Source organism: Vreelandella profundi (assembly GCF_019722725.1).
In the GTDB taxonomy this organism is placed as follows: Bacteria; Pseudomonadota; Gammaproteobacteria; order Pseudomonadales; family Halomonadaceae; genus Vreelandella; species Vreelandella profundi.
This window is the reverse complement of the sequence record NZ_CP077941.1, coordinates 1,462,309-1,486,453: the sequence shown is the minus strand read 5'-3', so window position 1 is coordinate 1,486,453 and position 24,145 is coordinate 1,462,309. Positions and strand designations below refer to the sequence as shown.

Sequence of the window (24,145 nt, the reverse complement as noted above, 5' to 3'; positions counted from 1 at the left end):
TGTTAGTGACAAGATTTAAGACAGATCGGCAAGCGGATTGTTATCCCAGGGCGACGCTAGCAGCTCGGTGATAAAGGCGTCTTCAACCGATGCAACGTCAGGATAGGACCATGCCGGCTGGCCATCTTTATCGACTAGCAGCGCCCGCACGCCTTCAGGGAACTCGCGGTGTCGGCAGCACTGCACTGAAAGCGCCATCTCTGACTGAAACACCTGAGCCAGCGACATATGCCGGGCGCGCGTTAGCTGTTCATCAATCAGCTTGATGGACACCGGGCTGCCGTGTGCCAAGGTTTGCTGGGCTTTACTGAACCACTTGTTGTCGCTTTTGACTGCCGCAATGGCCGCGACGATTTGCTCAACGCTGTCGTGATCCATTAATTCGCGAATCAGCGGTGAATGCTGGTAAATAGGTGCTTCAAGCTCAGCAAACACCGGCTGCGATGTCTGTTCAAGCTCACGCATAATGCGGTTCACCACGCCGTTGGCATCGGTATTTTCGCCTTTTCCCCAGCGAGCATCGGTTAGCTGCTGTATCAAGGCATCGCGGTGGTGGCTGGCAATACAGCGGTCGGCTAGGCCAAGGTGTACCGCATCCGGCGCGTTAATCTGGCAGCCGGTCATGGCCAGAAAGCGCCCGGCGCCGTTCGGCAGTCGATTTAAAAACCAGCTGGCACCCACATCAGGATAAAGGCCGATGGTGACTTCCGGCATGGCTAAACGTGAGGTTTCCGTGACAACACGATGGCTGCTGGCACTTAACAGCCCCATGCCGCCGCCCATCACAATGCCATTGCCCCAGCAGATGACCGGCTTAGGAAAGGTGTGTAAGAGATAGTCGAGCCGATACTCGGTCTCGAAAAAGCGCTCGGGAAAGCTAGAGTCGCCTTCGCCGGCAATGGCTTTATACAGATTGACCACATCGCCACCGGCGCAAAATGCTTTTTCACCAGCGCTGTCCAACAGTACCGCGACTACCCGCTGGTCTAACGCCCAGGCGTTTAAGCGGGGCAACATCTCTTCACACATCTCAAGCGTTAGCGCATTGAGCGAACGCTCGGCATTGAGTTTAATTTCTGCAATCACATGCCCATCACGGGTGGCATGTTCGGTAAACAGTACGCTGCTCATTGGCCGTCCTTATTCTCTTAAAGCTCGGTGGCGCCGTCTGCCAATACCCGGCGAGAAATGATCAGGCGCATAATTTCGTTGGTGCCTTCAAGAATGCGGTGTACCCGAGTATCCCGCACGTAGCGCTCCATGGGGTATTCCTTGATATAGCCGTTACCGCCGTAAAGCTGTAGCGCTTCGTCACATACCTTAAAGCCCACATCGGTGGCAAAGCGTTTTGCCATGGCGCAGTAGGCCGTCGCATCGGCGTGACCTGCATCTAACTTGGCCGCGGCCATACGCACTAGCTGCCGTGCGGCAACCAGTTCGGTGACCATATCGGCTAAACGAAACTGTAGCGCCTGAAACTCTGCCAGCCGTTTACCAAACTGCTTACGCTCCAGCATGTATTCGCGCGCTTTGTTGATCGCTTGCTGCGCCGTGCCAATCGAGCAGGTCGCAATGTTGATTCGGCCGCCGTCGAGCCCTTTCATGGCAATTTTAAAACCGTCACCTTCATTGCCAAGCAGATGATTAGCGGGCACCCGCACGTCTTCGAACGTGATCATGCGCGTCGGCTGGCTGTTCCAGCCCATCTTCTCTTCTTTACGCCCATAGCTTATGCCTTCAGCCTTGGCATCTACCGCAAAGGCAGAAACGCCGCTGGCGCCTTCACCACCGGTGCGCGCCATCACCACCAGAAAGTCGGTACTACCGGCACCCGAAATAAACATCTTACTGCCGTTCAGCACGTAGTCATCGCCATCACGCTTGGCAGTGGTTTTCAATGAAGCGGCGTCTGAACCTGAATTGGGTTCGGTTAAACAGTAGGAGCCTAGGAGCTCGCCAGTGGCGAGTTTTTCGCCCCACTGAGAGACCGCTTCCGGCGTGCCGAAATCCGCCAGCATCCAGGTCACCATATTGTGAATAGTGAGATAGGCGGTGGTCGAGGTGCAGCCCATGGAAAGCTGCTCGAAAATGATGCTGGCATCTAAGCGCGAAAGCCCTAACCCGCCCACGCTCTCGGGTGCGTAAAGCGAGCAAAACCCCAGCTCCCCCGCTTTGCGAATCACATCAACGGGAAAAAACGAGGTTTGGTCCCATTCGGCGGCGTGCGGCTCTAGCTCGTTTTGGGCAAAGGCACGCGCCATATCAGCAAAGGCAACCTGGTCTTCATTAAGCTCAAAATTCATGGGCGGATCTCCGCTAATGTGCGAACACACTAGCTGTTATCGTTGTAATTGACGTTAACGTTAACTTATCTATTTACCCCAGAACAAGCAACACACCCAAGCGTGCGACCTTAGGCGTAGAAAGCATCAGCCGAGACAAACATAGCGCAAAAAAAAGGCGCCATAAGGCGCCCAACATCGGAAAAAAACAGCGTTACAGCGACGCTTCTATTTAAAGTTTTTACGGTACATTTTGTCCAGCTCACCAATAATGCCGCTACGAAAGCTCAGCACACACACCACAAAGATGAGACCCAGAATCACGCTAACCCAGTTGCCTAACGGCGATTGCGCGAGAATGTGCTGAAGGCTAACCACAAGCCCGGCCCCCATCAAAGGCCCCAGCAAGGTACCCACGCCGCCTAGCAGCGTCATTAAAATTACCTCACCTGACATATGCCAGTGCGCGTCCGTCAACGAGGCCAGCTGAAACACAACCGTTTTGGTCGAGCCGGCTAAGCCCGCCAAGCCCGCAGAGATCACAAACGCCACTAGCTTATAGGCATCGACGTTATAGCCCAGCGATACCGCCCGAGGCTCATTTTCGCGGATCGCCTTGAGCACCTGGCCAAACGGTGAGTGCACGGTGCGCTGAATGAGCGCAAAGCCTGCGATGAATATCGCAAAAACAAAGTAATACATCGACAGATTACTGCTCAGGCTGATCAACCCAAACAGCTCCCCTCGGGGTACGCCGTGCAGGCCATCTTCACCGCCGGTAAACGGCGCCTGGATATACATAAAGTACACCAGCTGAGCGATCGCCAAGGTCACCATGGCGAAATAGATACCCTGGCGCCGAATAGAGAGCACGCCAAACAGTACACCTAGCAACGTTGCCATTAACGTACCGGCGAGAATGCCTAGCTCCGGCGTTAACCCTGGGTAGCTGGCCAGCAGGTAGCCGGTCACATAGCCGCCGGTCGCTAAGAAAGCCGCATGCCCAAAGGACAATAGCCCCGCATAGCCAAGCAGCAGGTTAAACGCGCAGGCGAACAGTGCAAAACAAAGCACTTTCATTAAGAAAACGGGGTAAACCATAAAAGGCGCCACCAGCCCCACTACAATCAACGCCAGATAAAACATATTGCGCCGAAATTTGGCGCGTTTTTGGCGTTCAAGTACGGCCGTTGGCGCTGGCGTCGTTTGAGGTTCTGTCATGTTTAAGCCTCCTTACCGAATAGCCCAGCGGGGCGCAACATGAGCACAAGGATCATGACAAGAAAGATCACCGTGTTAGATGCTTCGGGGTAATACACCTTGGTTAAGCCTTCGATAATCCCCATGGCTAAACCGGTGATAATAGCGCCTAAAATCGACCCCATGCCGCCGATGACCACCACCGCAAATACCACGATTAACAAGCTTGAGCCCATGGTCGGTGACACCGGATACAGCGGCGCCGCCAACACGCCGGCAAACGCGGCTAACCCTACGCCGAAACCATAGGTAAGCGTGATCAGCAGCGGTACATTGACGCCAAAGGCCTGCATCAGCTGGGAGTTTTCAGTGCCCGCCCGCAGGTAGGCGCCTAACCGCGTACGCTCGATCATAAACCAGGTAAATAGGCACATCGCCAAAGCGGCCACCAGCACCCAGGCGCGATAAGTGGGCAAGAACATAAAGCCAAGATTCAAGCCGCCTTGAAGAATCTCGGGCGTTGCATAGCGCGCCCCGGAAACGCCAAAGAAATTGATCAGCGTACCTTCAAAAATAAGCGCCAAGCCAAAGGTCAGTAGCAGCCCGTAGAGATGATCCAAATGCGCGATGCGGCGCAGTAAAAACCGCTCCAGCAACACACCGAAAGCACCAACGACTAGCGGCACTAAGAACAGCGCCAGCCAATAGTTAATGCCCAGATAGCGAAAGCCCAGTAGCGCAGCGAAAGCGCCCAGCATGTATTGAGCCCCATGGGCAAAATTGACGATCTTCAGTAGGCCGAAGATGACCGCCAGGCCCAAGCTAAGCAGTGCGTAAAAGGCGCCGTTCACTAGACCCAGCGTTAGCTGGCCCATGAAGACAGCCATAGGCACGCCGAATATCATCGTCATGATGTGAATCTCCTCGCCATCAAGCGGTTGGCGGCATGACGCCGCCAACCATTGCTACACATCACGTGTAAAATCACGCCAGATGAGCTCTTATCCAAATTAGTTCTGTACCAGCTTGCACTGGCTTTCGGATAGCGGACGGTAGGCTTCTTCGGCGGGAATAGTGCTGAGGATCTCGTAAAGGTCCCATTCACCGGTAGACTCTTCAGGCGTTTTCACCTGGGCAAGGTACATGTCGTGCACCATGCGGCCGTCTTCACGAATACGGCCATTGCGTGCGAAGAAATCGTTGATCGGCATCTCAGCCATCTGCGCACGAATGGTTTCAGGATCGTCGGTGCCTGCCTCTTCAACGGCTTTCAAGTAATGCATGGTGCTGGAGTAAATGCCGGCCTGAACCATCGTTGGCATACTGCCCACTTCATCAAAGTAGCGCTGCGCCCATTCACGCGACTGCTCGTCCATATCCCAGTACCAGCCGGTGGTCAGCAGCAGGTTTTGAGTGGCCTCTAAACCAAGCGCGTGAACATCGTTCAAGAAAATCAACAGACCCGCTAGCTGCTGACCGGATTGAGTCAGGCCAAACTGGCTGGCCGTGGTGATGGCATTAACGGTATCGGCTCCCGCATTGGCTAGGCCAACAATTTTGGCACCCGACCCTTGCGCCTGCAGGATATAAGACGAGAAATCGTTAGTCGGGAACGGATGGCGAACACCCCCGACGATTTCACCGCCGCTAGCTTCGACTACCTTGGTCACATCGGCTTCCAGGGCATGGCCAAAGGCGTAGTCTGCTGTCAGCAGGAACCAGGAGTCGCCGCCCTGCTCTACGACCGCTTTCGCAGTACCGTTAGCGAGCGGATAGGTATCGTATACCCAGTGGATGTGGTTAGGGGTGCAGTGCTCGTTGGTAATACTGGACGCCGCAGAGCCAGACACAATGCCTAGTCCGTTATTTTCCTCAAGCACTTTAGTGACCGCAATCGACACCGAAGAGGCGACAAGACCCGCCACCATATCGACGTTATTCTGGTCGATCCAGCCACGCACCGTATTGGCACCCACGTCGGCACTGTTACGGTCGTCCGCGCTGAACACCACAATCGGACTACCGTTTACGCTGCCGCCAAAATCTGCAACGGCCATTTCTAGCGCGGTTAGCCCGCCTGGGCCAGAAAGATCACGATAAGTACCGGACATATCGGCCAGGTAGCCAATGCGAACTTCACTATCGCTCATGTCCGCATGAGCAGTGGACACAGCGAAGCTAGCGGCCGCAGCAACGGCAATGCTGGCTGCCAGCTTTGTTTTGGTAAGATTTTTCATAAAGGTCATGTTCGTCTCCTGGCCCTTAAGGCCTTTTTTGTTGTGTAACGACATACTTTGAGCAGAGTGCGTTTTATCGGCGCGCTATACGCCTAACATTGAGTTGAGGTGCTCGCGGCGCGACGGTAGCTGCGCAGCGGTAATTTCTTCAACGATCTGGCCGTGATCCATCACGAAGTGGCGGTCGGCTAGCGGTGCTGCAAAGCGAAAGTTCTGCTCTACCAGCACAATGGTCATACCGCGCTCTTTAAGCTGCATTAACACCTCGGCTAGTTTCTGCACAATCACCGGAGCGAGGCCTTCGGTAATCTCATCAAGCAGCAGCATGCGCGCGCCGGTGCGTAAAATACGCGCCATGGCCAGCATCTGCTGTTCGCCGCCGGAAAGCCGCGTGCCCTGGCTTTTGCGCCGCTCATAAAGATTCGGAAACATGGCGTAGATTTCATCCAGGCTCATGCCGCCTGAGCGAACGGTTGGGGGTAAAAGCAGATTTTCGTGGACATCAAGGCTTGCAAAAATGCCGCGCTCTTCCGGGCAATAACCAATGCCTAAACGTGGAATATGATGCGGCTTCATCGAAAGCGTTTCATTGCCGTTAATCACAATAGAGCCCGTACGCCGCCCCACCATGTTCATAATCGCTTTAAGCGTGGTGCTGCGCCCGGCGCCGTTGCGGCCAAGCAGTGTCACCAACTCGCCGCGCTTTACGTTAAAATTTACGCCATGCAGGATATGTGACTCGCCGTAAAACGCGTGTAGATCCTGCACTCGCAACATTTCCAGGCTTTGATTGTTTTCAACAGGTGCTTGGGCTTCAGCGGTGTTCATACGGCGGCCTCCTCTTCGGCGGCATCGCTGCCCATGTAGGCTTCGCGAACCAGCGGATTACGAGACACGCTTTGGTAGTCGCCTTCTGCTAATACCGAGCCTCGCGCCAGCACGGTGATACGATCACACAGGCGGCTAACAACGCTCAGATTATGCTCTACCATCAAAACGGTGCGTCCTTTCGATACGCGCTTAATCAAGGCCACGATACGATCAACATCTTCCGCGCCCATGCCCTGAGTAGGTTCATCTAGCAGCATCATGGTGGGGTCGAGCGCCAAAGTGGTCGCCAGCTCAAGCGCCCGCTTGCGCCCATAGGGCATTTCCACCGTTAAGGTGTCGGCGTACTCACGAAGACCCACTTCTTCAAGCAGCTCAAGAGCGCGTTCATTGAGATAATCGAGCGACTTCTCTGATTTCCAGAAATGAAACGATGTCCCCAGCTTGCGCTGCAGCGCCACTCGTACATTTTCTAATGCCGTCATATGGGTAAATACGGCTGAGATCTGAAACGAACGCACCAGGCCTAGCTGAGCAATCTGGTTCGATTTTTTACTGGTGATCGACTGGCCACGGTACAAAATATCGCCGCGTGTGGGCGGTAAAAACTTGGTCAGTAGATTAAAGACGGTGGTCTTGCCCGCGCCATTAGGACCAATCAACGCGTGGATATGCCCTTCCTGTACCTGAAGATTGACGTTGTCTACGGCGGTGAAGCCGCGAAACTCTTTGGTCAGCCCTCGTGTTTCGAGGACAGGTCCCTGAATGACATCGTTTGCACTCATAGAGTGACAAGCCTCTTATTGTTTTTGTGCTAGATCTTTACAGACATGGCAGAAGCGGCGGCGACTGCCTTACCTGAACGTAAGATTCATGTGCAAACTAGCAACTGTCGCTATAGCAATACAATTACAACTTTGGTCTATCGGCAAGATTATCCTGAATTAACAACTGCTTTCAGAATATAAATATCAATAGCTTACCTAATTTCAACGCTTTTCAACTGCTCACAACAATAGCTTTACGTTAACGTAAACTTGTTTTAGCCTCAGTGGCAGTGTTCCATAGGTGTCATATCTTGGGAACAACGTCTTTTGAGAGAACGTCACTATGAGCAAAACTTACTCGATCAGTGAGCTGGCCAGCGAGTTTGACTTAACTACCCGCAGCATCCGTTTTTATGAAGACCAAGAGTTGCTTCACCCTAGTCGGCGCGGCCAAACGCGTGTTTACAGTAGCAAAGACCGGGTGCGGCTAAAGCTCACCATCCGCGGCAAGCGGTTGGGATTTTCACTGGCTGAAATTCGCGAACTGTTCGAGCTTTGGGACGAAACCCGCAGCGGCAGTAAAAAGCAGCTGCATCTAATGCTCAGTAAAATTGGCGAGCGGCAAGCGGCCCTTGATCAGCAAATGAAAGACATCACTATGGTGCAGCTAGAGCTTGAAAGCGCCGAGATACGCTGCCGCCAAGCGCTGGAAGAACTGTTCGAAAAAGATCCCGGCGAAAAAACGCCCAAGCAAAAACAGCCGAAAGAAGAACAGCTGGATACAAACAAGCATCCCCAATCCCCCTCTTCCGCCCGCGTCTAGTCATCACAGCTCAACTAACCGTTATCAGTACAATTTATAAAAGGTGATTGAACATGTTTTCACACTACTCAGAACTCAATTTTGGCCTCGATGACGAACTGAACATGCTGCGCGAACAGGTCAATGCCTTTGCAGCCAGCGAAATTGCCCCACGCGCCGCTGAGATCGACCGCAACAACGAATTCCCTAACGACCTGTGGAAGAAGTTTGGCGACATGGGGCTACTGGGAATTACTGTTTCTGAAGAAGACGGCGGCAGCGGCATGGGCTATCTGGCTCACTGTATCGCCATGGAAGAAATTTCGCGCGCCAGCGCCTCGGTTGCCCTTTCCTACGGCGCTCACTCTAATCTGTGCGTTAACCAGATTAAAATTAATGCGACCCCTGAGCAAAAGGCTAAATACCTGCCCAAACTGATTAGCGGCGACCACGTAGGTGCGCTAGCAATGTCAGAAACTGGCGCCGGTTCAGACGTAGTTTCTATGCAGCTTCGCGCCAAGAAAAATGGCGATCACTACGTGCTTAACGGCAACAAAATGTGGATCACCAACGGCCCGGATGCGGACGTACTGGTGGTGTATGCCAAAACTGACCCAGAGGCCGGTTCCAAAGGGATCACTGCGTTTATCATCGAAAAAGGCATGCCCGGTTTTTCTACCGCCCAGAAGCTCGACAAGCTCGGCATGCGTGGCTCCAACACCTGCGAACTGGTGTTTCAGGACTGCGCCGTACCCGCTGAAAACATCCTGGGCGGTGAAGGCAAAGGTGTTCGCGTGTTAATGAGCGGCTTGGACTATGAGCGCACCGTACTGGCCGCGGGCCCGATTGGCATTATGCAGGCCGCCATGGACGTGGTGATGCCGTATATCCACGAACGTAAGCAGTTCAACCAGTCGATTGGCGAGTTTCAGCTGGTGCAGGGCAAAGTCGCTGATATGTACACCACGTTGAACGCCTGTCGCGCCTATTTGTATGCCGTGGCGGGAGCCTGCGACCGCGGCCAAACCTCGCGCAAAGACGCGGCGGGGGTCATTCTCTACTGCGCGGAAAAAGCCACTCAGGTAGCGCTGGATTCTATCCAACTGCTGGGCGGCAATGGCTATATCAACGAATACCCCACCGGGCGCCTGCTGCGTGATGCCAAGCTGTATGAAATCGGCGCAGGCACCAGCGAGATTCGGCGGATGTTGATTGGCCGCGAACTCTTCAACGAAACCGTTTAGTAAACGGGTTTCATCAACGTCTTTAACAAACGTCAGTAGGGTCGCGCCATGAGCACTATCAATAGCCAAGTCAATCCGCGTAGCGATGTGTTTCAAGCCAATGAAGCCTCACTGCTCGGCGAAGTTAACAAGCTACGCGAGCTAACGGCCGCCCTAGCCCAAGGTGGTGGTGCCAAAGCCCGCGAGCGCCATGAGAGCCGCGGCAAGCTGTTTGTGCGCGACCGCATTGATCATTTGATTGATGAAGGCTCACCGTTTTTAGAGTTTTCCGCGTTGGCGGCCCATAACATCTACGACGGTGATATCCCCGCCGCGGGCGTTGTGACCGGCATTGGCCGCGTGTCTGGCGTTGAGTGCGTCATTGTGGCTAACGATGCCACGGTTAAAGGCGGCACCTATTTCCCGCTGACGGTTAAAAAGCATATTCGCGCCCAGGAGATCGCCCGCAAGCATCGCCTGCCGTGCATTTATTTAGTCGACTCCGGCGGCGCTTTTTTGCCCCGCCAGGATGAAGTCTTTCCTGATCGCGACCATTTTGGGCGCATTTTCTACAACCAGGCCACCATGTCTGCGGAAGGCATTCCGCAAATTGCCGTGGTCATGGGCTCCTGTACCGCTGGCGGCGCTTACGTCCCGGCCATGGCCGATGAGTCGATTATCGTTAAAGAACAGGGCACGATTTTTCTCGGCGGCCCGCCACTGGTAAAAGCCGCGACAGGGGAAAGCATCAGCGCAGAAGATTTGGGCGGTGCAGACGTTCACGCCAAGGTCAGCGGTGTCGCCGACCATTATGCCGAAAACGACGTCCATGCGCTGCAGCTTGCTCGCGCCTGCGTCTCGCGCTTGAACTGGCAAAAGCGCGGCCAACTGGCTATGCAGGCGCCCAAGCCACCCAAACTCGACCCTGCTGAGCTCTACGGTATTGTCGGCACCGATCTTAAAAAGCCCTATGACGTGCGCGAAGTCATTGGCCGCATTGTTGATGACTCCGACTTTGATGAGTTCAAACGTTATTACGGCGAAACATTGGTGACCGGCTTTGCGCATATCCATGGCTTCCCGGTTGGCATTGTGGCTAACAATGGCGTGCTGTTTTCAGAAAGCGCCGTAAAGGGTGCGCACTTTATTGAGCTGTGCGCCCAGCGCAAGATTCCGCTGATCTTTCTACAAAACATTACCGGCTTTATGGTCGGCTCTAAGTACGAGCATGAAGGCATTGCCAAGCACGGCGCTAAGCTGGTTACCGCCGTGGCCTGCGCGAAGGTGCCTAAATACACCGTGCTGATTGGGGGTAGCTTTGGCGCAGGCAACTACGGCATGTGTGGCCGCGCGTACGACCCCAACCTGCTATTTATGTGGCCCAATGCGCGTATTTCTGTGATGGGCGGAGAACAAGCCGCAGGGGTGCTGGGGCAGGTAAAACGCGAGCAGCATGAGCGCGAAGGCCGCGAGTGGAGCAAAGAGGAAGAAGAAGCCTTTAAGCAACCCACCCGCGAGCAGTATGAACATCAGGGCCACCCCTATTACGCCAGCGCCCGCCTATGGGACGACGGCGTGATTGATCCGCTGCAAACCCGCGATGTGCTGGGGCTTTCCCTCGCCGCTGCGATGAATGCTGAAATCGAAGAGACGCGCTTCGGCGTGTTCCGGATGTAGGGGCAAACACGATGACTGATTCAGCACTGATGACTTATTCAACACTGATCATTGAGAACGGCGTGGCGCGCCTGACCTTAAACCGCCCAGAGGTACACAACGCCTTTGACGACAGCCTGATCGCCGAGCTGAACGCGCATCTTGAGCAGCTGCATACCCTTGCTAAAGCGGGTGATGTTCGCGTCGTTGTGCTGGGTTCCGAAGGCAAAAGTTTCTCAGCGGGTGCCGATTTAAACTGGATGAAACGCATTGTCGATTACGATCTTGAAGACAATCTTGCCGATTCCCGCAAGCTCTCAGCGCTGATGCACGGACTGGACACGTTGCCCTGCCCCACGGTTTGCCGTGTACAGGGAGCAGCCTTTGGCGGTGCGGTGGGTCTTGCCGCCTGCTGCGATGTGGTGATTGCTTCAGATAAAGCCAAATTCTGCCTGTCAGAAGTCAAAATCGGTCTCTCGCCTGCGGTAATTAGCCCCTATGTACAGCGCGCTTTAGGTGAGCGCCAGATGCGCCGCTATGCGCTTACGGCGGAAATCATCGATGCCCCCACGTCGTTGGCGCTCGGTTTAAGCCACCAGGTCGTAGAACACGAGGCATTAGATACCGCCATAGATAACATGATAGCCACTCTGCTGGCAGGGTCGCCCCAAGCTCAACGTACCTCTAAGGCACTGATGGCCACGGTTGCTCAAGCGCCTGATGCTGAGGAGACCCGCGAGCATACCTGCCAGGTGATCGCCAAGCTGCGGGTAAGCCCAGAAGGCCAAGAGGGTTTATCCAGCTTCTTTGAAAAGCGCCGCCCCGCCTGGGCCGAATCTAACCATGCATCTCACGCTTCGGAGCGTCGCTCATGAGTCACTCGCCTTTTGATACCTTACTGGTCGCTAACCGGGGTGAAATTGCCTGCCGGGTGATGCGCACCGCGCGGCGTATGGGGTTAAAAACCGTCGCGGTCTATTCAGATGCCGACGCCAACGCTCGTCACGTGCGTGAAGCCGACGAAGCCATTCGCCTCGGCCCCGCTGCCGCGCGCGAAAGCTATCTTAATATCGATGCGGTCATTGACGCCGCCAAGCGCACCGGTACCGGGGCGATCCACCCGGGCTACGGATTTTTATCTGAAAACGGCAATTTCGTTAAAGCATTAGAGCAGGCGGGAATTACCTTTGTGGGGCCGCCCGCATCGGCCATCGCTGCGATGGGGGATAAATCAGCGGCGAAAGTGCGCATGGCCAACGCCGGCGTGCCGCTGGTGCCCGGCTACCACGGCGACGACCAGGACGATGCTCTGCTGCGCGCTGAAGCAGACAAAATAGGCTACCCGGTGATGCTAAAAGCCAGCGCGGGGGGCGGCGGTAAAGGCATGCGCGTGGTGGAAAGCGGCGATGCGTTTCAGGCCGCTTTAGACGGCTGCCGACGCGAGTCCAAAGCCGCGTTTGGCGACGACCGCATGCTGATCGAAAAATATCTGGTGCAGCCGCGCCACGTGGAAGTCCAGGTATTTTGCGATCGCCACGGCAACGGAGTGTATTTGTTCGAGCGCGACTGCAGCGTTCAGCGCCGCCATCAAAAAGTCATCGAAGAAGCGCCCGCTCCCGGCATGACCGCCGAGCTGCGCAGCGCCATGGGCGACGCAGCCGTTCGCGCCGCCCAAGAAATTGGCTACGTGGGCGCGGGCACTGTCGAGTTTTTGCTCGACGGCGCACCCGGGCAGGACGGCGCTTTTTATTTTATGGAGATGAACACTCGTCTTCAGGTCGAGCACCCGGTGACCGAGATGATCACCGGCCAAGATTTGGTCGAGTGGCAGCTGCGCGTTGCCATGGGCGAGCCGCTGCCCTGCTCCCAAGACGAGCTGACCATTACCGGCCACAGTTTTGAAGCACGTATTTACGCTGAAGATCCCGATCAGGATTTTTTACCCGCGACCGGCCTGCTCACTCGCTTTGAGCTGGATTTAGAAGGCGCTGGTTTCGGCTCTTTTGAAAACCAGGATCAAGTACGCTTGGACAGCGGCGTGGAAAGCGGCGATGTGGTGTCCATGCACTACGACCCCATGCTCGCCAAACTGATTGTTCACGGCGCTGACCGCGATGCGGCACTCGCGACGCTGAACCGCGCGCTGGCCGCCCTGGACGTGCAGGGTGTCGTGACGAACCGCGCCTTCTTAATGCGGCTGGCGACTCACCCTAACTTCAAAAACCTGGGCGTTAAGAACGTCGAGCTGGATACGCGCTTTATCGAGCGCAACGAAGCCACGCTGTTTGCCCCGCGCGTCTATAGCAACGAAGACTACGCCAGCGCCGCGCTGATTGGTCTTAATCAGCTGGCCAACGAATGCCACAGCGATTCTCCCTGGGATCGTCACGATGGCTTTCGCCTGAACGCGCCCCATACTATCCGCATTGCGCTGTGCGATCCGGCAAACGCCCAGACTGCCGAGGGCGACAATGCCGTGGTAACGGTGGAAGGCAAACGCAACGCCGGCGAGTCACTCTGGAACCTGACTATCGGCGATGAAACCCTCACGGCCAGCGTGCAGCCGCTGACCGGCGATGCGGTAGCGGTGACGCTGAACGGCCACCGCCGCCGCCTGCAGGCGCGTCGAGACGGCCACGTCGTTGTCATGGCCGACCCCAGCGGTGAAACCCGGCTATTCTGGCGACGAATTGATGCCATTAATCATGGCCAGCATGAGGCGGAATCTACCCTGACAGCGCCCATGAATGGCACCGTCGTCGCGCTGCTGGTAGCGCCCGGCGCGACCGTTGAGAAAGGCATGCCGCTGATGGTCATGGAAGCGATGAAAATGGAGCACACCATGATTGCGCCTGCCGACGGCAGCGTGGAAACCTTCCATTTCCAGGCAGGCGACACCGTCAATCAAGGTGCCGTATTGCTCGATTTTGCGGCCGACGAATAAGGAACTCACCGATGTCACTGCCTACGTCAGTCAGGCTTTTCGAAATGGCCCCCCGTGACGGCCTACAAAACGAGCCGGGGGCAATTGTCCCTACCGCAACCAAAATTGCCCTTATCGAACGGCTATCGCGAGCCGGCATCACGCATATTGAAGCCGCAAGCTTCGTCTCGCCCAAGTGGGTGCCGCAAATGGGTGACGCCGTTGAAGTGATGCGCGGCATACAGCGCCAGCAGGGCGTGGTTTACTCAGCGCTTACTCCCAATCTTAAAGGGCTGGAAAACGCGCTGTCTGTCGGCGTGGAAGAAGTCGCGGTCTTTGGTGCTGCGTCAGAAGCCTTCTCACAGAAAAACATCAACTGCTCGATTGCTGAGTCGCTGGCGCGCTTTGAGCCCGTGCTTGAGCGTGCTCACCAGGCGGGTGTGCGGGTACGCGGCTATGTGTCCTGTGTGCTGGGCTGCCCTTATGAGGGTGATATTGCCCCCGCTAAAGTAGCAGCAGTAGCCAAGGCGCTTTATGAGATGGGCTGCTACGAGGTGTCACTGGGCGATACGATTGGTGTCGGCACCCCGCTTGCGGCCAAACGTATGGTTGAAGCCACCCGGCAGCACGTGCCTATCGAGCATCTTGCCGCTCATTTCCATGATACCTACGGTATGGCGCTGGCTAATTTATATGCGGTAATGGAAGAAGGCATTAGCGTTATCGATGCCGCCACGGCGGGCCTTGGCGGCTGCCCCTATGCTAAAGGTGCGTCCGGCAACGTAGCCACCGAAGACGTGCTGTATTTGCTTGAGGGGCTGGGCATTGAAACGGGTATCAACCTGCAGGCCATTATCGATACCGCCTTTTGGATAACAGGCGAGCTAGGTCGCAAGCCCAGCTCTAAAGTGGCGTTGGCGAAAGGCCTTTTACAACAATAGCGAACGCCCATGGCAGCCGCCAATTAGCCTCTGGCTATCCGTTTGACAAGAAAAAAATATCGGAGAGATCGACCATGCCTTCATCAGCACTCACCTTACCCAGCTACAGCAGCAGCACGGCAGACAAACCTTTACTCGGCATGACCATCGGCGACAAATTCGATCAAATTGCGCTTCAGCATGCCGATAACGATGCGCTAATCGTCGTGCATCAAAACATCCATTGGAGCTATCGAAAGCTTCAGGAAGAAGTTAACCGCTGCGCCCGGGCTCTGCTGTCTATTGGTGTTAACAAAGGCGATCGCGTGGCGATCTGGGCACCCAACTGCAGCGAGTGGACGCTAACGCAGTTTGCCACCGCTAAAATTGGCGCCATTCTGGTCAACATCAATCCTTCCTACCGCACTCATGAGCTTGAATACTCGCTGAACCATTCCGGCGCGCGCTTTTTAGTCACCGCCCATCGTTTTAAAAGCTCCGACTACAGCGAGATGCTATATGAATTAGCGCCAGAACTTAAACAGGGGCTTAACGCCTGCACGGAAGGTGAACTGAAGTCGCAAAAGCTGCCAGGTCTTGAATGCATCATAAACTTAAGCCCCGACAAGCTGCCCGGTATGTGGCGCTGGTCAGATCTGATGCAGGAAGCCAACAGGGTTAGCCAAACCGACCTCAACGATCTGCAGGCCACGCTGCAATTTGATGATCCGATCAATATTCAGTACACCTCTGGCACTACCGGCTTTCCCAAAGGCGCCACGCTTTCTCATCACAATATTCTTAATAATGGTTTTTTTGTCGCTGAAAGCATGGGCTTTACGAGCCAAGACCGGCTGGTCATTCCGGTGCCGCTGTATCACTGTTTCGGCATGGTGATGGGTAACTTAGGCTGTATCACTCACGGCGCAACGATGATCTATCCGGATGAAGGCTTTGATCCAGGCAAGGTGCTTAAAGCGGTTGATGAGCTAAAAGCCACCGCTCTCTATGGCGTGCCAACGATGTTCATCGCAGAGCTTGATCATCCTGACTTCCCAACCACCGACCTTTCATCCCTGCGTACGGGCATTATGGCGGGCTCGATCTGCCCGACCGAGATCATGAAGCAGGTGGTCAACAAGATGAATATGAAGGGTGTCCAAATCGCTTACGGCATGACCGAAACCAGCCCAGTCTCTAGCCAGACCGGCGCTTTTGACCCTATTGAGAAACGCGTTTCTACCGTAGGCCGTACCCAGCCTCACCTGGAAAACAAAATTGTCGACCCTGGTAACGGCGGCATTCTACCTCGGGGTGAAATCGGCGAACTCTGCACTCGGGGCTACAGCGTAATGCTGCGCTACTGGAACAATGACAAAGCTACCGCAGAGGCAATCGACGGTACCGGTTGGATGCACACCGGCGACCTCGCCACCATGGATGAAGAAGGTTATATCCAGATCGTAGGTCGCATTAAAGACATGGTGATTCGCGGCGGCGAGAACGTTTACCCTAAAGAGGTCGAGGAATTTCTGTACGCTCACCCGGCGATCTCCGATGTGCAGGTCACCGGCGTGCCCGACAAAAAGTACGGCGAAGAACTGATCGCTTGGGTAAAACTCAACGGCACCGCCGGCGACATCACCAGCGACGATCTACGCGAGTTCTGTAAAGGCAAGATCACCCACTTCAAAATCCCACGCTACTTTAAGTTCGTTGACGAGTTCCCGATGACGGTCACCGGCAAAATTCAAAAATTCAAAATGCGCGAAATTTCCATTCAAGAGCTGGGGCTGGATAAACCGGGCCTGGATCACGAGTCAGGCTTGGAACAAGAGAAGTAATCCGCCATGCCATCCTTCCATCCGCTAGCGGACCACTATCAGCGTGCCCTGCGCGCTGATGACGTGCTGGCTCAGATTGATGCTCACTATCCTGACGGCCCTACGCTGCATCAACTCGCCCCGTTGGATCAGCTACATATTGGCGGCGTAGCGGCCTCTTCCCGGCTGCTTGAACGGCTCAGCGCTAGCCTAGATGCTCAAACCCACCCGAAAGTGCTGGATATCGGCGCGGGGTTAGGTGGGCTGATGCGTCAAGGCGCCGCGCTCGGCTTTCACATGACCGGGCTGGATATTACGCACGGGTTTAACGCGCTAAATAAAGCGCTGAGTGCGCGAATCCAGCAGCCTGATGCGCACTTGCTTTCCTGGGTAACGGGCGACGCCAGCGCCCTGCCGTTTGCGGACAATAGTTTTGATGCGGTGCTGTTTCAGCATAGCCTGCTCAATATGCCCGATGCGGCCCGGGTGCTGGCGCAAAGCCGCCGTGTCCTGCGCCCTGGCGGCCAGCTGATAATGCACGAAGTGGTCAGCGGACCCCACGTAGCACAGCTTCGTTTCCCGGTGCCCTGGGCGGTATCGCTTGAGCAGCACTCTCACCTGCTGAGCCTAATAGAATTAACCCAGCTGCTTGAAGCGGGTGGCTTTGCTATTGAGCACGTGGACGATTGGAGTGATACCGCCTTAGCGTGGCGCCATCGCCAGCGTCAAAAAGAACAAACGCCGCGACAGGCCGTGCTCTCGCCCCAGTGGGTGTTTGGAGAACGCTTCATCAGCATGGGCAAAAACCTAGTCGATAATCTGGCTGAAGGTGCAATTAAAGTGGTAGAGATTCAAGCCAGTTGCTAACCTGAATGCAAATAACGTTTTCTCCCCCTGCGATAGGTGTACGAGAAATGCCAATAAAACGCTTGGCAAGCACCCTACTTTGTTGCGCTGTTCCGTGGTTAAGCAGCTTCGCCGATGATACTCCACCGGTAACGGCCTATACGGCTTCCGACAGCGAGCTTATGCAGCTCGACAACGGGGTTATCTTGGAAGGTAGCGATCTTAGCAGCTTAGATACCTATACCAGTGGCTTTCGGCTAACGGCAGGCTTTAGCCCCTGGCGGCTTCCCCAGCTGGATATCGGCGCTGAAATTGCCTATCGCGAAAGCGAAGAAGTCGCCATCGCCTCCAATATTAATCCGCTGATTATGGATACACTGAGCCTGGGCGGTGCCATTATTGCCGGCGTTCGCATGGGCGCCTTTAGTGTCTATGCGAAATCCGGCATCACCGAATGGCGCGGTGAAAGCAATGTTGAAGGGGCCGACGAAAGCGGCAGCGCGATGCTGCAAGGCTTCGGTGCGACCATGACGATTAACCGGCTGGTCAGTCGCTTAGAGTACGAACGCATTGACGCCCCCACGCTCAACCATCTCAATATGCTAAGCGCCTCGCTGCATTTGCCGTTTTAACGGCCTTCATCTTCTGAAGGCGCTGGCGCTGTCCAGATTGGTACATCTTCGCGCTGCGGCTCGTTCCAATCCTGCTGCATAGCGCTGTTCAACGCTTCTTCCAGCTTCATAAACAGCTCACCGTAGCGGGGGCTGAAGTTAATCCCTTGCTCGATTTCTTTCCAAGCGTTAAACAGCTCATCTTCATGGGCCTCTTCATTCTGCACAAAGGCCCAGGTCATTTGCTTAGCTCGCATGGGGTGAACGCCTATCGCGGTGAGCGCGTGGCCACCCAGTTCAAGAGCAGAGTGGTAGGTTTCACTGACCACATCATCGGCGCCCGCGTCACGCAACTGATACCCGTGCCCCCGGTCAAATGCGCGAGCCAGTATCCAAACATGGGGATAGTACTGCTTAACGTGCTTGACCATTTGTACGGCGCGGTCCCGGTCGTCTAAGGCAATAACGATCAGCCGCGCGTTCTCAATTCCGGCGGTTTCAAGCAAGTCAGAGCGCGTGGCGTCACCAAAGTAGCTTTTAATATTGATCTTACGCAGGTTCTCGATCTGTTCGATTTCATGATCAAGCGCCACGATAGGAATATTGTTGGCGCGCAGCAAGCGGCAGATAATTTGCCCAAACCGGCCGACGCCAGCAACGATAACGGGCGCCTCCTCTTCGATCGTATCAGCCTCACGATCATCGTTAGAAGCGGTTCGGTAGTACGGCAATACTAGCCTGTCGTAGACAATAAACAGCAGCGGCGTTAAGAACATCGACAGGGCCACAACGAGCGAGAGAATCTGAGCAATATCCGCCGGAATGACGCTATTTTGTACGCTGTAGGTAAGCAGCACAAAGCCAAACTCACCGGCCTGGGCAAGGCTTAAGGTAAACAGCCAGCCGTTACTGCCGCGCACTTTGAACAGTAGCGCCAAGGCCAGCAAAACGATGCCTTTGACGGCGATAACTGCCAAGCCTAGCGAGACAATCGTGCCCCACTCTGCCGCCAGCACTGAAAAATTGATGCCCGCCCCGACGGTAATAAAAAACAACCCCAGCAGCAGGCCTTTAAACGGCTCAATATTGGCTTCAAGCTCGTGCTTAAACTCACTGTTAGCGAGCACCACCCCGGCCAGAAACGCACCCAGCGCCGGCGATAAATTAACCAAACTCATCAGTGCGGCAATCCCTATCACCAGCATTAGCGCCGTGGCGGTAAACACCTCACGCAGACCAGAGCCAATCACATAGCGAAACAGTAAAGGCACTAGGTAGTAGCCACCAACCACCACGCTCCCAATGGCCGCCACGACCACCAGGGCATGTGCCCAGCCGGGCAAGCTGGATACCAGACTTAAGCTTGCGTGGCCGTCATCACCGCCTGCGCCCATTAACTCAGGCAGCGCCAGCAGCGGGATCAGCGCCAGCATGGGAATAACCGCGATATCTTGAAACAGCAAAACCGAAAAGGCACTGCGCCCACCGTCGGTTTTTCCAAGCCCTTTTTCATTCAGCGTTTGTAGCACAATCGCAGTAGACGACAGTGCAAAAATAAACCCGATGGCTAGTGACGTTTGCCACACCAAGCCCAGCCACCAAGCGATAGCCGCACCGGCTGCCGCCGTTAGCACCACCTGAAGCCCACCCAACCCCAGCAGACGCACACGCATGGCCCACAGCGCCTTGGGATCAAGCTCCATACCGACTAAAAACAGCATCATCACGACGCCAAACTCCGCGAAGTGCTGAATCGTATTGGTCTCTTGGCCAACTAGTCCCAAGATGGGGCCAATGACCACACCGGCAACCAAATAACCCAACACTGATCCCAGACCAAAGCGCTTGGCGAGAGGAACCGCAATCACCGCGGCCAGCAGATAGATAAACGCTTGAACAAAGTAGGCCGTCATTTTTTCATCCGCTGTAAGGGTAGAGCACGAATCCAACTAAACATGCCAAATTGACAACGACCGTCAGCCAAAAAACAATCCGGAAGCTGGTTTTTTGCGTTTTATGCCGCCACCGCTGCTGCGCCAGCAGTGCCCCTGGCCAGCCACCGGCTAGTGCAAGCAGGTGAAGCGATTTCTCACTCACCCGCCGGCGGTTTTTAATTGCCGCTTTTTTATCGACAACATAAGTGATGTAGGTGATCACGCTAACCAACGCGTAAAGTGCCGCAATAGAGATCAATATGGTTGAACCTGCAAAAGATGAGCATTAAACGTCGCTGTAGGCTACTTACGCCGCTGTGAAGGCTTGCCACCGGTGCTAGGCTTGCCCCGCCCGACGTGTCCTTTACCCGCCCCTTTCGCGCCAGTTTTCCCCTTGGCGCCGGGTTTATTTGCCCCAGGCTTTCCTGCAGCAGGGCTTTTGCCTTTGGCGGGAGGCTTACCTGATCCAGCAGTTTTAGCTCTTGGGTCTTTGTGTACTTTGCCGCTGGCAGCCTTAGCGCCAGGCTGGTTTTTCTTTTCAGTATTTGAACGTGCGCTGTAGTTGGGCCTGTCAATTTTAGGTTTGCTTTTCTTCTGCTCTGGCGCAGCCTCTGAACTTTCGGTCAGAGTGACGATGGTATCGATCTCTTTAGCGGTTAGATCACGCCAGTCGCCCAGCGCTAAGCCTTTAAGCGGTACGTTCATAATCCGCGTGCGAATTAGCTGCGTAACGTCATAGCCAAAGTGTTCGCACATGCGGCGAATTTGTCGATTGAGCCCTTGCACTAAGGTGATCGTGAATACAAACATCGACTCTTTGCGCAGCTTACAGCGCTTGGTCACCTTGCCGAGAATGGGTACGCCATTCTGCATGCCGTCAATAAACTCATCGGTGATCGGCTTGTTCACCGTCACCTGATACTCTTTTTCATGATTGTTATTAGCGCGCAAAATCTTATTAACCAAGTCGCCGTTATTGGTTAATAAAATCAGCCCCTGGGAATCTTTGTCGAGCCTACCGATGGGAAAAATGCGCGCGCCGTGTTTTACAAACTCGACGATATTGTCTTTCTCGCTGGATTCGGTGGTGCTGACAATGCCCACCGGCTTATTCAGCGCAATCAGGATTAAATCGTCCTCTTCCTGAGGCTCAATTTCTTGACCATTCACTTTAACCAGATCCCCCGCGACCACCTGGTCGCCGGTGGTGGCACGGCGACCGTTAAGCCATACGTTGCCCTGCTCCACAAAGCGGTCGGCTTCTCGGCGTGAGCACATACCGCTTTCACTAATGTACTTATTAATACGAGTAGATTTTCGTAACGGCATAAAACGTTAACCAACGGTAATAGATCAAAAAAACGCTGCCGCCCAATGGCAGCAGCGCTCAATAAACACGAAAAAGCGAACTAGCCCGTGTTGCGTAAGCCAGCGGCAATACCGGCCATGGTGACCATCAGCGCACGCGAAAGATCGGCGCTGATAGCACCGTCGGCGTCACGATTACGCTGCAGCAACTCCGCCTGAAGGCCGTGGAGCGGGTCGATATAAGGATTACGCACATCAATCGCCTGGCGAATCAGCGGCGTGTTCTCTAGCAGCTTTTCTTGCTGGAGAATATCGAGAACCGCATCTTCCAATGATGCGAAACGATGGCGTAACTTTTTACCCAGTGCTTTTAGCGAAGGTTCATCCACCAAGCGGTGCTCGTAATACGCTGCAATCGCCACGTCAGCTTTGGCCAACAGCATTTCAAGCATGTCCAAGTAGGTACCGAAGAACGGCCAGTCCTTGCGCATTTCCTGCAGCACTTCACGCCCGCCGGGCTGTTCCAGTCGCTTCGAAAAAGCTTCGCCACTGCCCAACCATGCGGGCAACATTAGGCGAATCTGTGTCCAGGCGAAAATCCATGGGATCGCACGCAGCGTTTCAACGCCGCCATCTTGGCGTCGCTTGGTGGGGCGTGAACCAAGCGGCAACCTGCCTAGTGCGCCTTCAGGCGTGACCGCACGGAAATACGGCACAAAGTCGGGGTCTTCTCTCACGACGCCGACGTAGGCGGCATGGCCGACCTTAGCAAGCTGGTCCATTTCCTCGCGCCACTGAGGTTCTGGCGCACGCGGCGGCAGCAGCGTCGCTTCAAGCACCGCACAGGCATAGATTTCCATTGAGCGCAGCGCGATATCCGGCTGACCAAACTTGAAGCGGATCATCTCGCCCTGTTCGGTCACCCGCAGGCTGCCGTTCACCGAGCCCGGGGGCTGAGAGAGAATCGCCGCATGGGCAGGGCCGCCGCCACGGCCTACCGTGCCACCGCGACCATGAAACAGAGTTAAGTCCACTCCATGGCGTTCACATACGTCCACCAGAGCCTCTTGGGCACGATACTGAGCCCAGGCCGCGGCGAGCTGACCGGCATCTTTAGCCGAGTCTGAGTAGCCAATCATGACCTCTTGGCGGTCACCAATCAGCGCACGGTAGCCCGGAATCGAGAGCAGTTGATCAACCACGGCGCCGGCGTGATCCAGGTCGTTGAGCGTTTCAAACAGCGGTGCAATCGGCAGCGTCACCTGCCCGCCGACTTCTTTCATCAGCAGCGCTACGGTGAGCACGTCTGAGGGCTCTGCGGCCATGGAGATAATGTAAGTGCCCAGCGCTTCGGTGTGCTCTTGAGCAACCACTTTGAAGGTATCCAGCACTTCACGAGACTCGGCCGAGCATTCCCAGCGGCGCGGAATCAACGGTCGGTTCGAGGCAAGCTCCGACAGCAGGAATTCTTGGCGCTTGGCTTCGTCCCATTCTTGGTAGTGGCCAAGCCCAAGCGCACTGGTTAGCTCTTCGATGACCTGGGCATGGCGGCTCGCTTCTTGGCGCAGGTCCAGCTTGGTTAGCGTCACGCCAAATACCGCGACCCGGCGCAGGGTATCGAGCAGCGCGCCGTTGGCGATGGTATCGAGGCCAACATCGCACAGCGAGCGGTAGCAGGCGAGCAGCGGCGAATAGAGCTGATCACGGGTTTCAATAATCGGCCCGCCGTCATAGTTGCGTCCGTCCAGCTCGGCCTTCGCCCAGTCGCGAGTCGCTTCCATTCGGGCCAGCAGGCGCTTAAGCACTTCGCGATACGGCTCAGCCACATCGCCCGCCTCCGCCTTAAGAGCGCTGTTGGCTTTCCACATGGAGAGCTCAGTTTTCAGCTTTTCAAGATCGCGCAGATATAGATCAGCGGCCATCCAGCGGCCCAGCAATAATACTTCGCGAGTCACACGGGCAGTGACATTGGGATTGCCATCGCGATCGCCGCCCATCCAGGAAGCGTAGCGTATAGGCGCTGCGTCCAAAGGTAGCCGCTCACCGGCGGTATCCAGCAGCAGATTATCCAGGTCGCGGTGAAAATCAGGCACTGCCTGCCACAGTGAATTTTCAATGACCGCAAAGCCCCACTTGGCTTCATCCACCGGCGTTGGCCGCTCGTGGCGGATCTCATCGGTGTGCCAGGCTTGGCTAATCAGCTCTTCCAGACGCCCCTGGGCACGGGTGCCGCGCTCAGGATAATCTTCTGAGCTTTCTATGGCGGTTAAGCATTCGTCAATCGCATCGTATTTTTGAATGAGCGTACGGCGAATAACTTCGGTGGGATGCGCGGTCAGCACCAGTTCAACGCGCATATTGGCGAGCGTTTCGACCAGCTTACGCGGTGAGTTACCGGCTTTTTTAGCACGTTCAAGCAGCTCACCGAGTACCGGTTGAAAGCCAGGTTTGTAATCTTCAACGCGACGAAAACGCGCCCGGTAGTGCTGTTCGGCAATATTAGCCAGATTCAAAAACTGGTTAAACGCCCGAGTGACCGGCAGCAGGTCGCGCTCGGGTAGCTGGCGAAGATACTCAATTAACTCACGCTGCTGCAGCGAATCACCCTGACGCCCGCGCTTGGCATGGGCGCGAATCGTTTCAATTTTATCGACAAATGCTTGGCCTAAATCATCGGCAATCGTTCGCCCCAGACTATCGCCGAGAATACGTACGTTATCGCGCAGGGATTCGTGTAGGTCTTGACTCATTGGCATGGCCTCCTTGCAGGGGTCGCATTATCATT

General features: G+C 55.3%; 20 protein-coding genes. 9 read left to right on the top strand and 11 right to left on the bottom strand.

Going from position 1 to position 24,145, the window contains the following annotated elements; all coding sequences use genetic code 11:
• Positions 1-15 precede the first annotated feature (15 nt).
• The 7 genes from KUO20_RS06835 to KUO20_RS06805 form a co-directional block, all read right to left on the bottom strand.
• Positions 16-1,131 carry an enoyl-CoA hydratase/isomerase family protein gene (locus KUO20_RS06835; protein WP_235042118.1) on the bottom strand — a complete coding sequence of 372 codons (1,116 nt, stop codon included), beginning with the start codon at positions 1,129-1,131 and terminating at the stop codon, positions 16-18.
• A gap of 17 nt (positions 1,132-1,148) precedes the next feature.
• Positions 1,149-2,303, bottom strand: a complete 1,155-nt coding sequence (locus KUO20_RS06830; RefSeq protein ID WP_235042117.1) for an acyl-CoA dehydrogenase family protein — start codon at positions 2,301-2,303, stop codon at positions 1,149-1,151.
• A gap of 207 nt (positions 2,304-2,510) precedes the next feature.
• A complete protein-coding gene (locus KUO20_RS06825; RefSeq protein WP_235042116.1) occupies positions 2,511-3,503 on the bottom strand; it encodes a branched-chain amino acid ABC transporter permease in 993 nt (330 codons plus the stop codon).
• Between the two features lie 2 nt (positions 3,504-3,505).
• A complete protein-coding gene (locus KUO20_RS06820) occupies positions 3,506-4,393 on the bottom strand; it encodes a branched-chain amino acid ABC transporter permease (RefSeq protein ID WP_235042115.1) in 888 nt (295 codons plus the stop codon).
• A gap of 99 nt (positions 4,394-4,492) precedes the next feature.
• On the bottom strand, positions 4,493-5,728 hold the full coding sequence (locus KUO20_RS06815) for an ABC transporter substrate-binding protein (protein ID WP_235042114.1): 1,236 nt from the start codon (positions 5,726-5,728) through the stop codon (positions 4,493-4,495).
• A gap of 75 nt (positions 5,729-5,803) precedes the next feature.
• Positions 5,804-6,547, bottom strand: a complete 744-nt coding sequence (locus KUO20_RS06810) for an ABC transporter ATP-binding protein (RefSeq protein WP_235042113.1) — start codon at positions 6,545-6,547, stop codon at positions 5,804-5,806.
• Positions 6,544-7,332, bottom strand: coding sequence for an ABC transporter ATP-binding protein (locus KUO20_RS06805; RefSeq protein WP_235042112.1), 789 nt, complete (start codon positions 7,330-7,332; stop codon positions 6,544-6,546). Before KUO20_RS06805 ends, KUO20_RS06810 begins: the two co-directional genes overlap by 4 nt.
• A 325-nt stretch (positions 7,333-7,657) precedes the next feature.
• Between KUO20_RS06805 and KUO20_RS06800 the strand changes: the two genes are divergently transcribed.
• The 9 genes from KUO20_RS06800 to KUO20_RS06760 all read left to right on the top strand — a co-directional run bounded on the left by KUO20_RS06800 (position 7,658) and on the right by KUO20_RS06760 (position 18,139).
• A complete protein-coding gene (locus KUO20_RS06800) occupies positions 7,658-8,137 on the top strand; it encodes a MerR family transcriptional regulator (protein WP_235042111.1) in 480 nt (159 codons plus the stop codon).
• A 53-nt stretch (positions 8,138-8,190) separates the two neighbouring features.
• A complete protein-coding gene (locus KUO20_RS06795; protein WP_235042110.1) occupies positions 8,191-9,360 on the top strand; it encodes an isovaleryl-CoA dehydrogenase in 1,170 nt (389 codons plus the stop codon).
• Between the two features lie 48 nt (positions 9,361-9,408).
• Positions 9,409-11,016: a carboxyl transferase domain-containing protein gene (locus KUO20_RS06790; protein WP_235042109.1), complete on the top strand. Its 1,608-nt coding sequence runs from the start codon at positions 9,409-9,411 to the stop codon at positions 11,014-11,016.
• 29 nt (positions 11,017-11,045) lie between these two features.
• Positions 11,046-11,870, top strand: coding sequence for an enoyl-CoA hydratase/isomerase family protein (locus tag KUO20_RS06785; RefSeq protein WP_235042436.1), 825 nt, complete (start codon positions 11,046-11,048; stop codon positions 11,868-11,870).
• Positions 11,867-13,939 (top strand): acetyl/propionyl/methylcrotonyl-CoA carboxylase subunit alpha, encoded by a 2,073-nt coding sequence (locus KUO20_RS06780; RefSeq protein ID WP_235042108.1) that lies wholly within the window; start codon positions 11,867-11,869, stop codon positions 13,937-13,939. The genes KUO20_RS06785 and KUO20_RS06780 overlap by 4 nt, the downstream gene beginning before the upstream one ends.
• Positions 13,940-13,950: 11 nt before the next feature.
• Positions 13,951-14,859 (top strand): hydroxymethylglutaryl-CoA lyase, encoded by a 909-nt coding sequence (locus KUO20_RS06775; protein ID WP_235042107.1) that lies wholly within the window; start codon positions 13,951-13,953, stop codon positions 14,857-14,859.
• Between the two features lie 74 nt (positions 14,860-14,933).
• Complete coding sequence (locus KUO20_RS06770) at positions 14,934-16,682, top strand: AMP-binding protein (protein WP_235042106.1); 1,749 nt, start codon at positions 14,934-14,936, stop codon at positions 16,680-16,682.
• 6 nt (positions 16,683-16,688) lie between these two features.
• On the top strand, positions 16,689-17,528 hold the full coding sequence (locus KUO20_RS06765; protein WP_235042105.1) for a class I SAM-dependent methyltransferase: 840 nt from the start codon (positions 16,689-16,691) through the stop codon (positions 17,526-17,528).
• Positions 17,529-17,575: 47 nt separating this feature from the next.
• Positions 17,576-18,139: a hypothetical protein gene (locus KUO20_RS06760; protein ID WP_235042104.1), complete on the top strand. Its 564-nt coding sequence runs from the start codon at positions 17,576-17,578 to the stop codon at positions 18,137-18,139.
• On the opposite strand, the gene KUO20_RS06755 is transcribed toward KUO20_RS06760, so the two are convergent.
• From KUO20_RS06755 to ppc, 4 genes are all read right to left on the bottom strand, one after another.
• Positions 18,136-20,031, bottom strand: coding sequence for a monovalent cation:proton antiporter-2 (CPA2) family protein (locus KUO20_RS06755; protein WP_235042103.1), 1,896 nt, complete (start codon positions 20,029-20,031; stop codon positions 18,136-18,138). The genes KUO20_RS06760 and KUO20_RS06755 overlap by 4 nt on opposite strands.
• Before the next feature lie 4 nt (positions 20,032-20,035).
• Complete coding sequence (locus KUO20_RS06750; protein ID WP_235042102.1) at positions 20,036-20,311, bottom strand: DUF1294 domain-containing protein; 276 nt, start codon at positions 20,309-20,311, stop codon at positions 20,036-20,038.
• Positions 20,312-20,355: 44 nt separating this feature from the next.
• The gene (gene rluF, locus KUO20_RS06745; protein ID WP_235042101.1) at positions 20,356-21,381 is read right to left on the bottom strand and encodes a 23S rRNA pseudouridine(2604) synthase RluF; all 1,026 of its coding nucleotides are present in this window, start codon (positions 21,379-21,381) and stop codon (positions 20,356-20,358) included.
• An 80-nt stretch (positions 21,382-21,461) separates the two neighbouring features.
• A complete protein-coding gene (ppc, locus tag KUO20_RS06740) occupies positions 21,462-24,110 on the bottom strand; it encodes a phosphoenolpyruvate carboxylase (RefSeq protein WP_235042100.1) in 2,649 nt (882 codons plus the stop codon).
• Positions 24,111-24,145 lie beyond the last annotated feature (35 nt).

Excerpts from the sequence above, each read along its gene's own strand:
- KUO20_RS06835 (WP_235042118.1), bottom strand. The coding sequence starts at position 1,131 with ATGAGCAGCGTACTGTTTACCGAACATGCCACCCGTGATGGGCATGTG.
- KUO20_RS06830 (WP_235042117.1), bottom strand. The coding sequence starts at position 2,303 with ATGAATTTTGAGCTTAATGAAGACCAGGTTGCCTTTGCTGATATGGCG.
- KUO20_RS06825 (WP_235042116.1), bottom strand. The coding sequence starts at position 3,503 with ATGACAGAACCTCAAACGACGCCAGCGCCAACGGCCGTACTTGAACGC.
- KUO20_RS06820 (WP_235042115.1), bottom strand. The coding sequence starts at position 4,393 with ATGACGATGATATTCGGCGTGCCTATGGCTGTCTTCATGGGCCAGCTA.
- KUO20_RS06815 (WP_235042114.1), bottom strand. The coding sequence starts at position 5,728 with ATGACCTTTATGAAAAATCTTACCAAAACAAAGCTGGCAGCCAGCATT.
- KUO20_RS06810 (WP_235042113.1), bottom strand. The coding sequence starts at position 6,547 with ATGAACACCGCTGAAGCCCAAGCACCTGTTGAAAACAATCAAAGCCTG.
- KUO20_RS06805 (WP_235042112.1), bottom strand. The coding sequence starts at position 7,332 with ATGAGTGCAAACGATGTCATTCAGGGACCTGTCCTCGAAACACGAGGG.
- KUO20_RS06800 (WP_235042111.1), top strand. The coding sequence starts at position 7,658 with ATGAGCAAAACTTACTCGATCAGTGAGCTGGCCAGCGAGTTTGACTTA.
- KUO20_RS06795 (WP_235042110.1), top strand. The coding sequence starts at position 8,191 with ATGTTTTCACACTACTCAGAACTCAATTTTGGCCTCGATGACGAACTG.
- KUO20_RS06790 (WP_235042109.1), top strand. The coding sequence starts at position 9,409 with ATGAGCACTATCAATAGCCAAGTCAATCCGCGTAGCGATGTGTTTCAA.
- KUO20_RS06785 (WP_235042436.1), top strand. The coding sequence starts at position 11,046 with ATGACTTATTCAACACTGATCATTGAGAACGGCGTGGCGCGCCTGACC.
- KUO20_RS06780 (WP_235042108.1), top strand. The coding sequence starts at position 11,867 with ATGAGTCACTCGCCTTTTGATACCTTACTGGTCGCTAACCGGGGTGAA.
- KUO20_RS06775 (WP_235042107.1), top strand. The coding sequence starts at position 13,951 with ATGTCACTGCCTACGTCAGTCAGGCTTTTCGAAATGGCCCCCCGTGAC.
- KUO20_RS06770 (WP_235042106.1), top strand. The coding sequence starts at position 14,934 with ATGCCTTCATCAGCACTCACCTTACCCAGCTACAGCAGCAGCACGGCA.
- KUO20_RS06765 (WP_235042105.1), top strand. The coding sequence starts at position 16,689 with ATGCCATCCTTCCATCCGCTAGCGGACCACTATCAGCGTGCCCTGCGC.
- KUO20_RS06760 (WP_235042104.1), top strand. The coding sequence starts at position 17,576 with ATGCCAATAAAACGCTTGGCAAGCACCCTACTTTGTTGCGCTGTTCCG.
- KUO20_RS06755 (WP_235042103.1), bottom strand. The coding sequence starts at position 20,031 with ATGACGGCCTACTTTGTTCAAGCGTTTATCTATCTGCTGGCCGCGGTG.
- rluF (WP_235042101.1), bottom strand. The coding sequence starts at position 21,381 with ATGCCGTTACGAAAATCTACTCGTATTAATAAGTACATTAGTGAAAGC.
- ppc (WP_235042100.1), bottom strand. The coding sequence starts at position 24,110 with ATGAGTCAAGACCTACACGAATCCCTGCGCGATAACGTACGTATTCTC.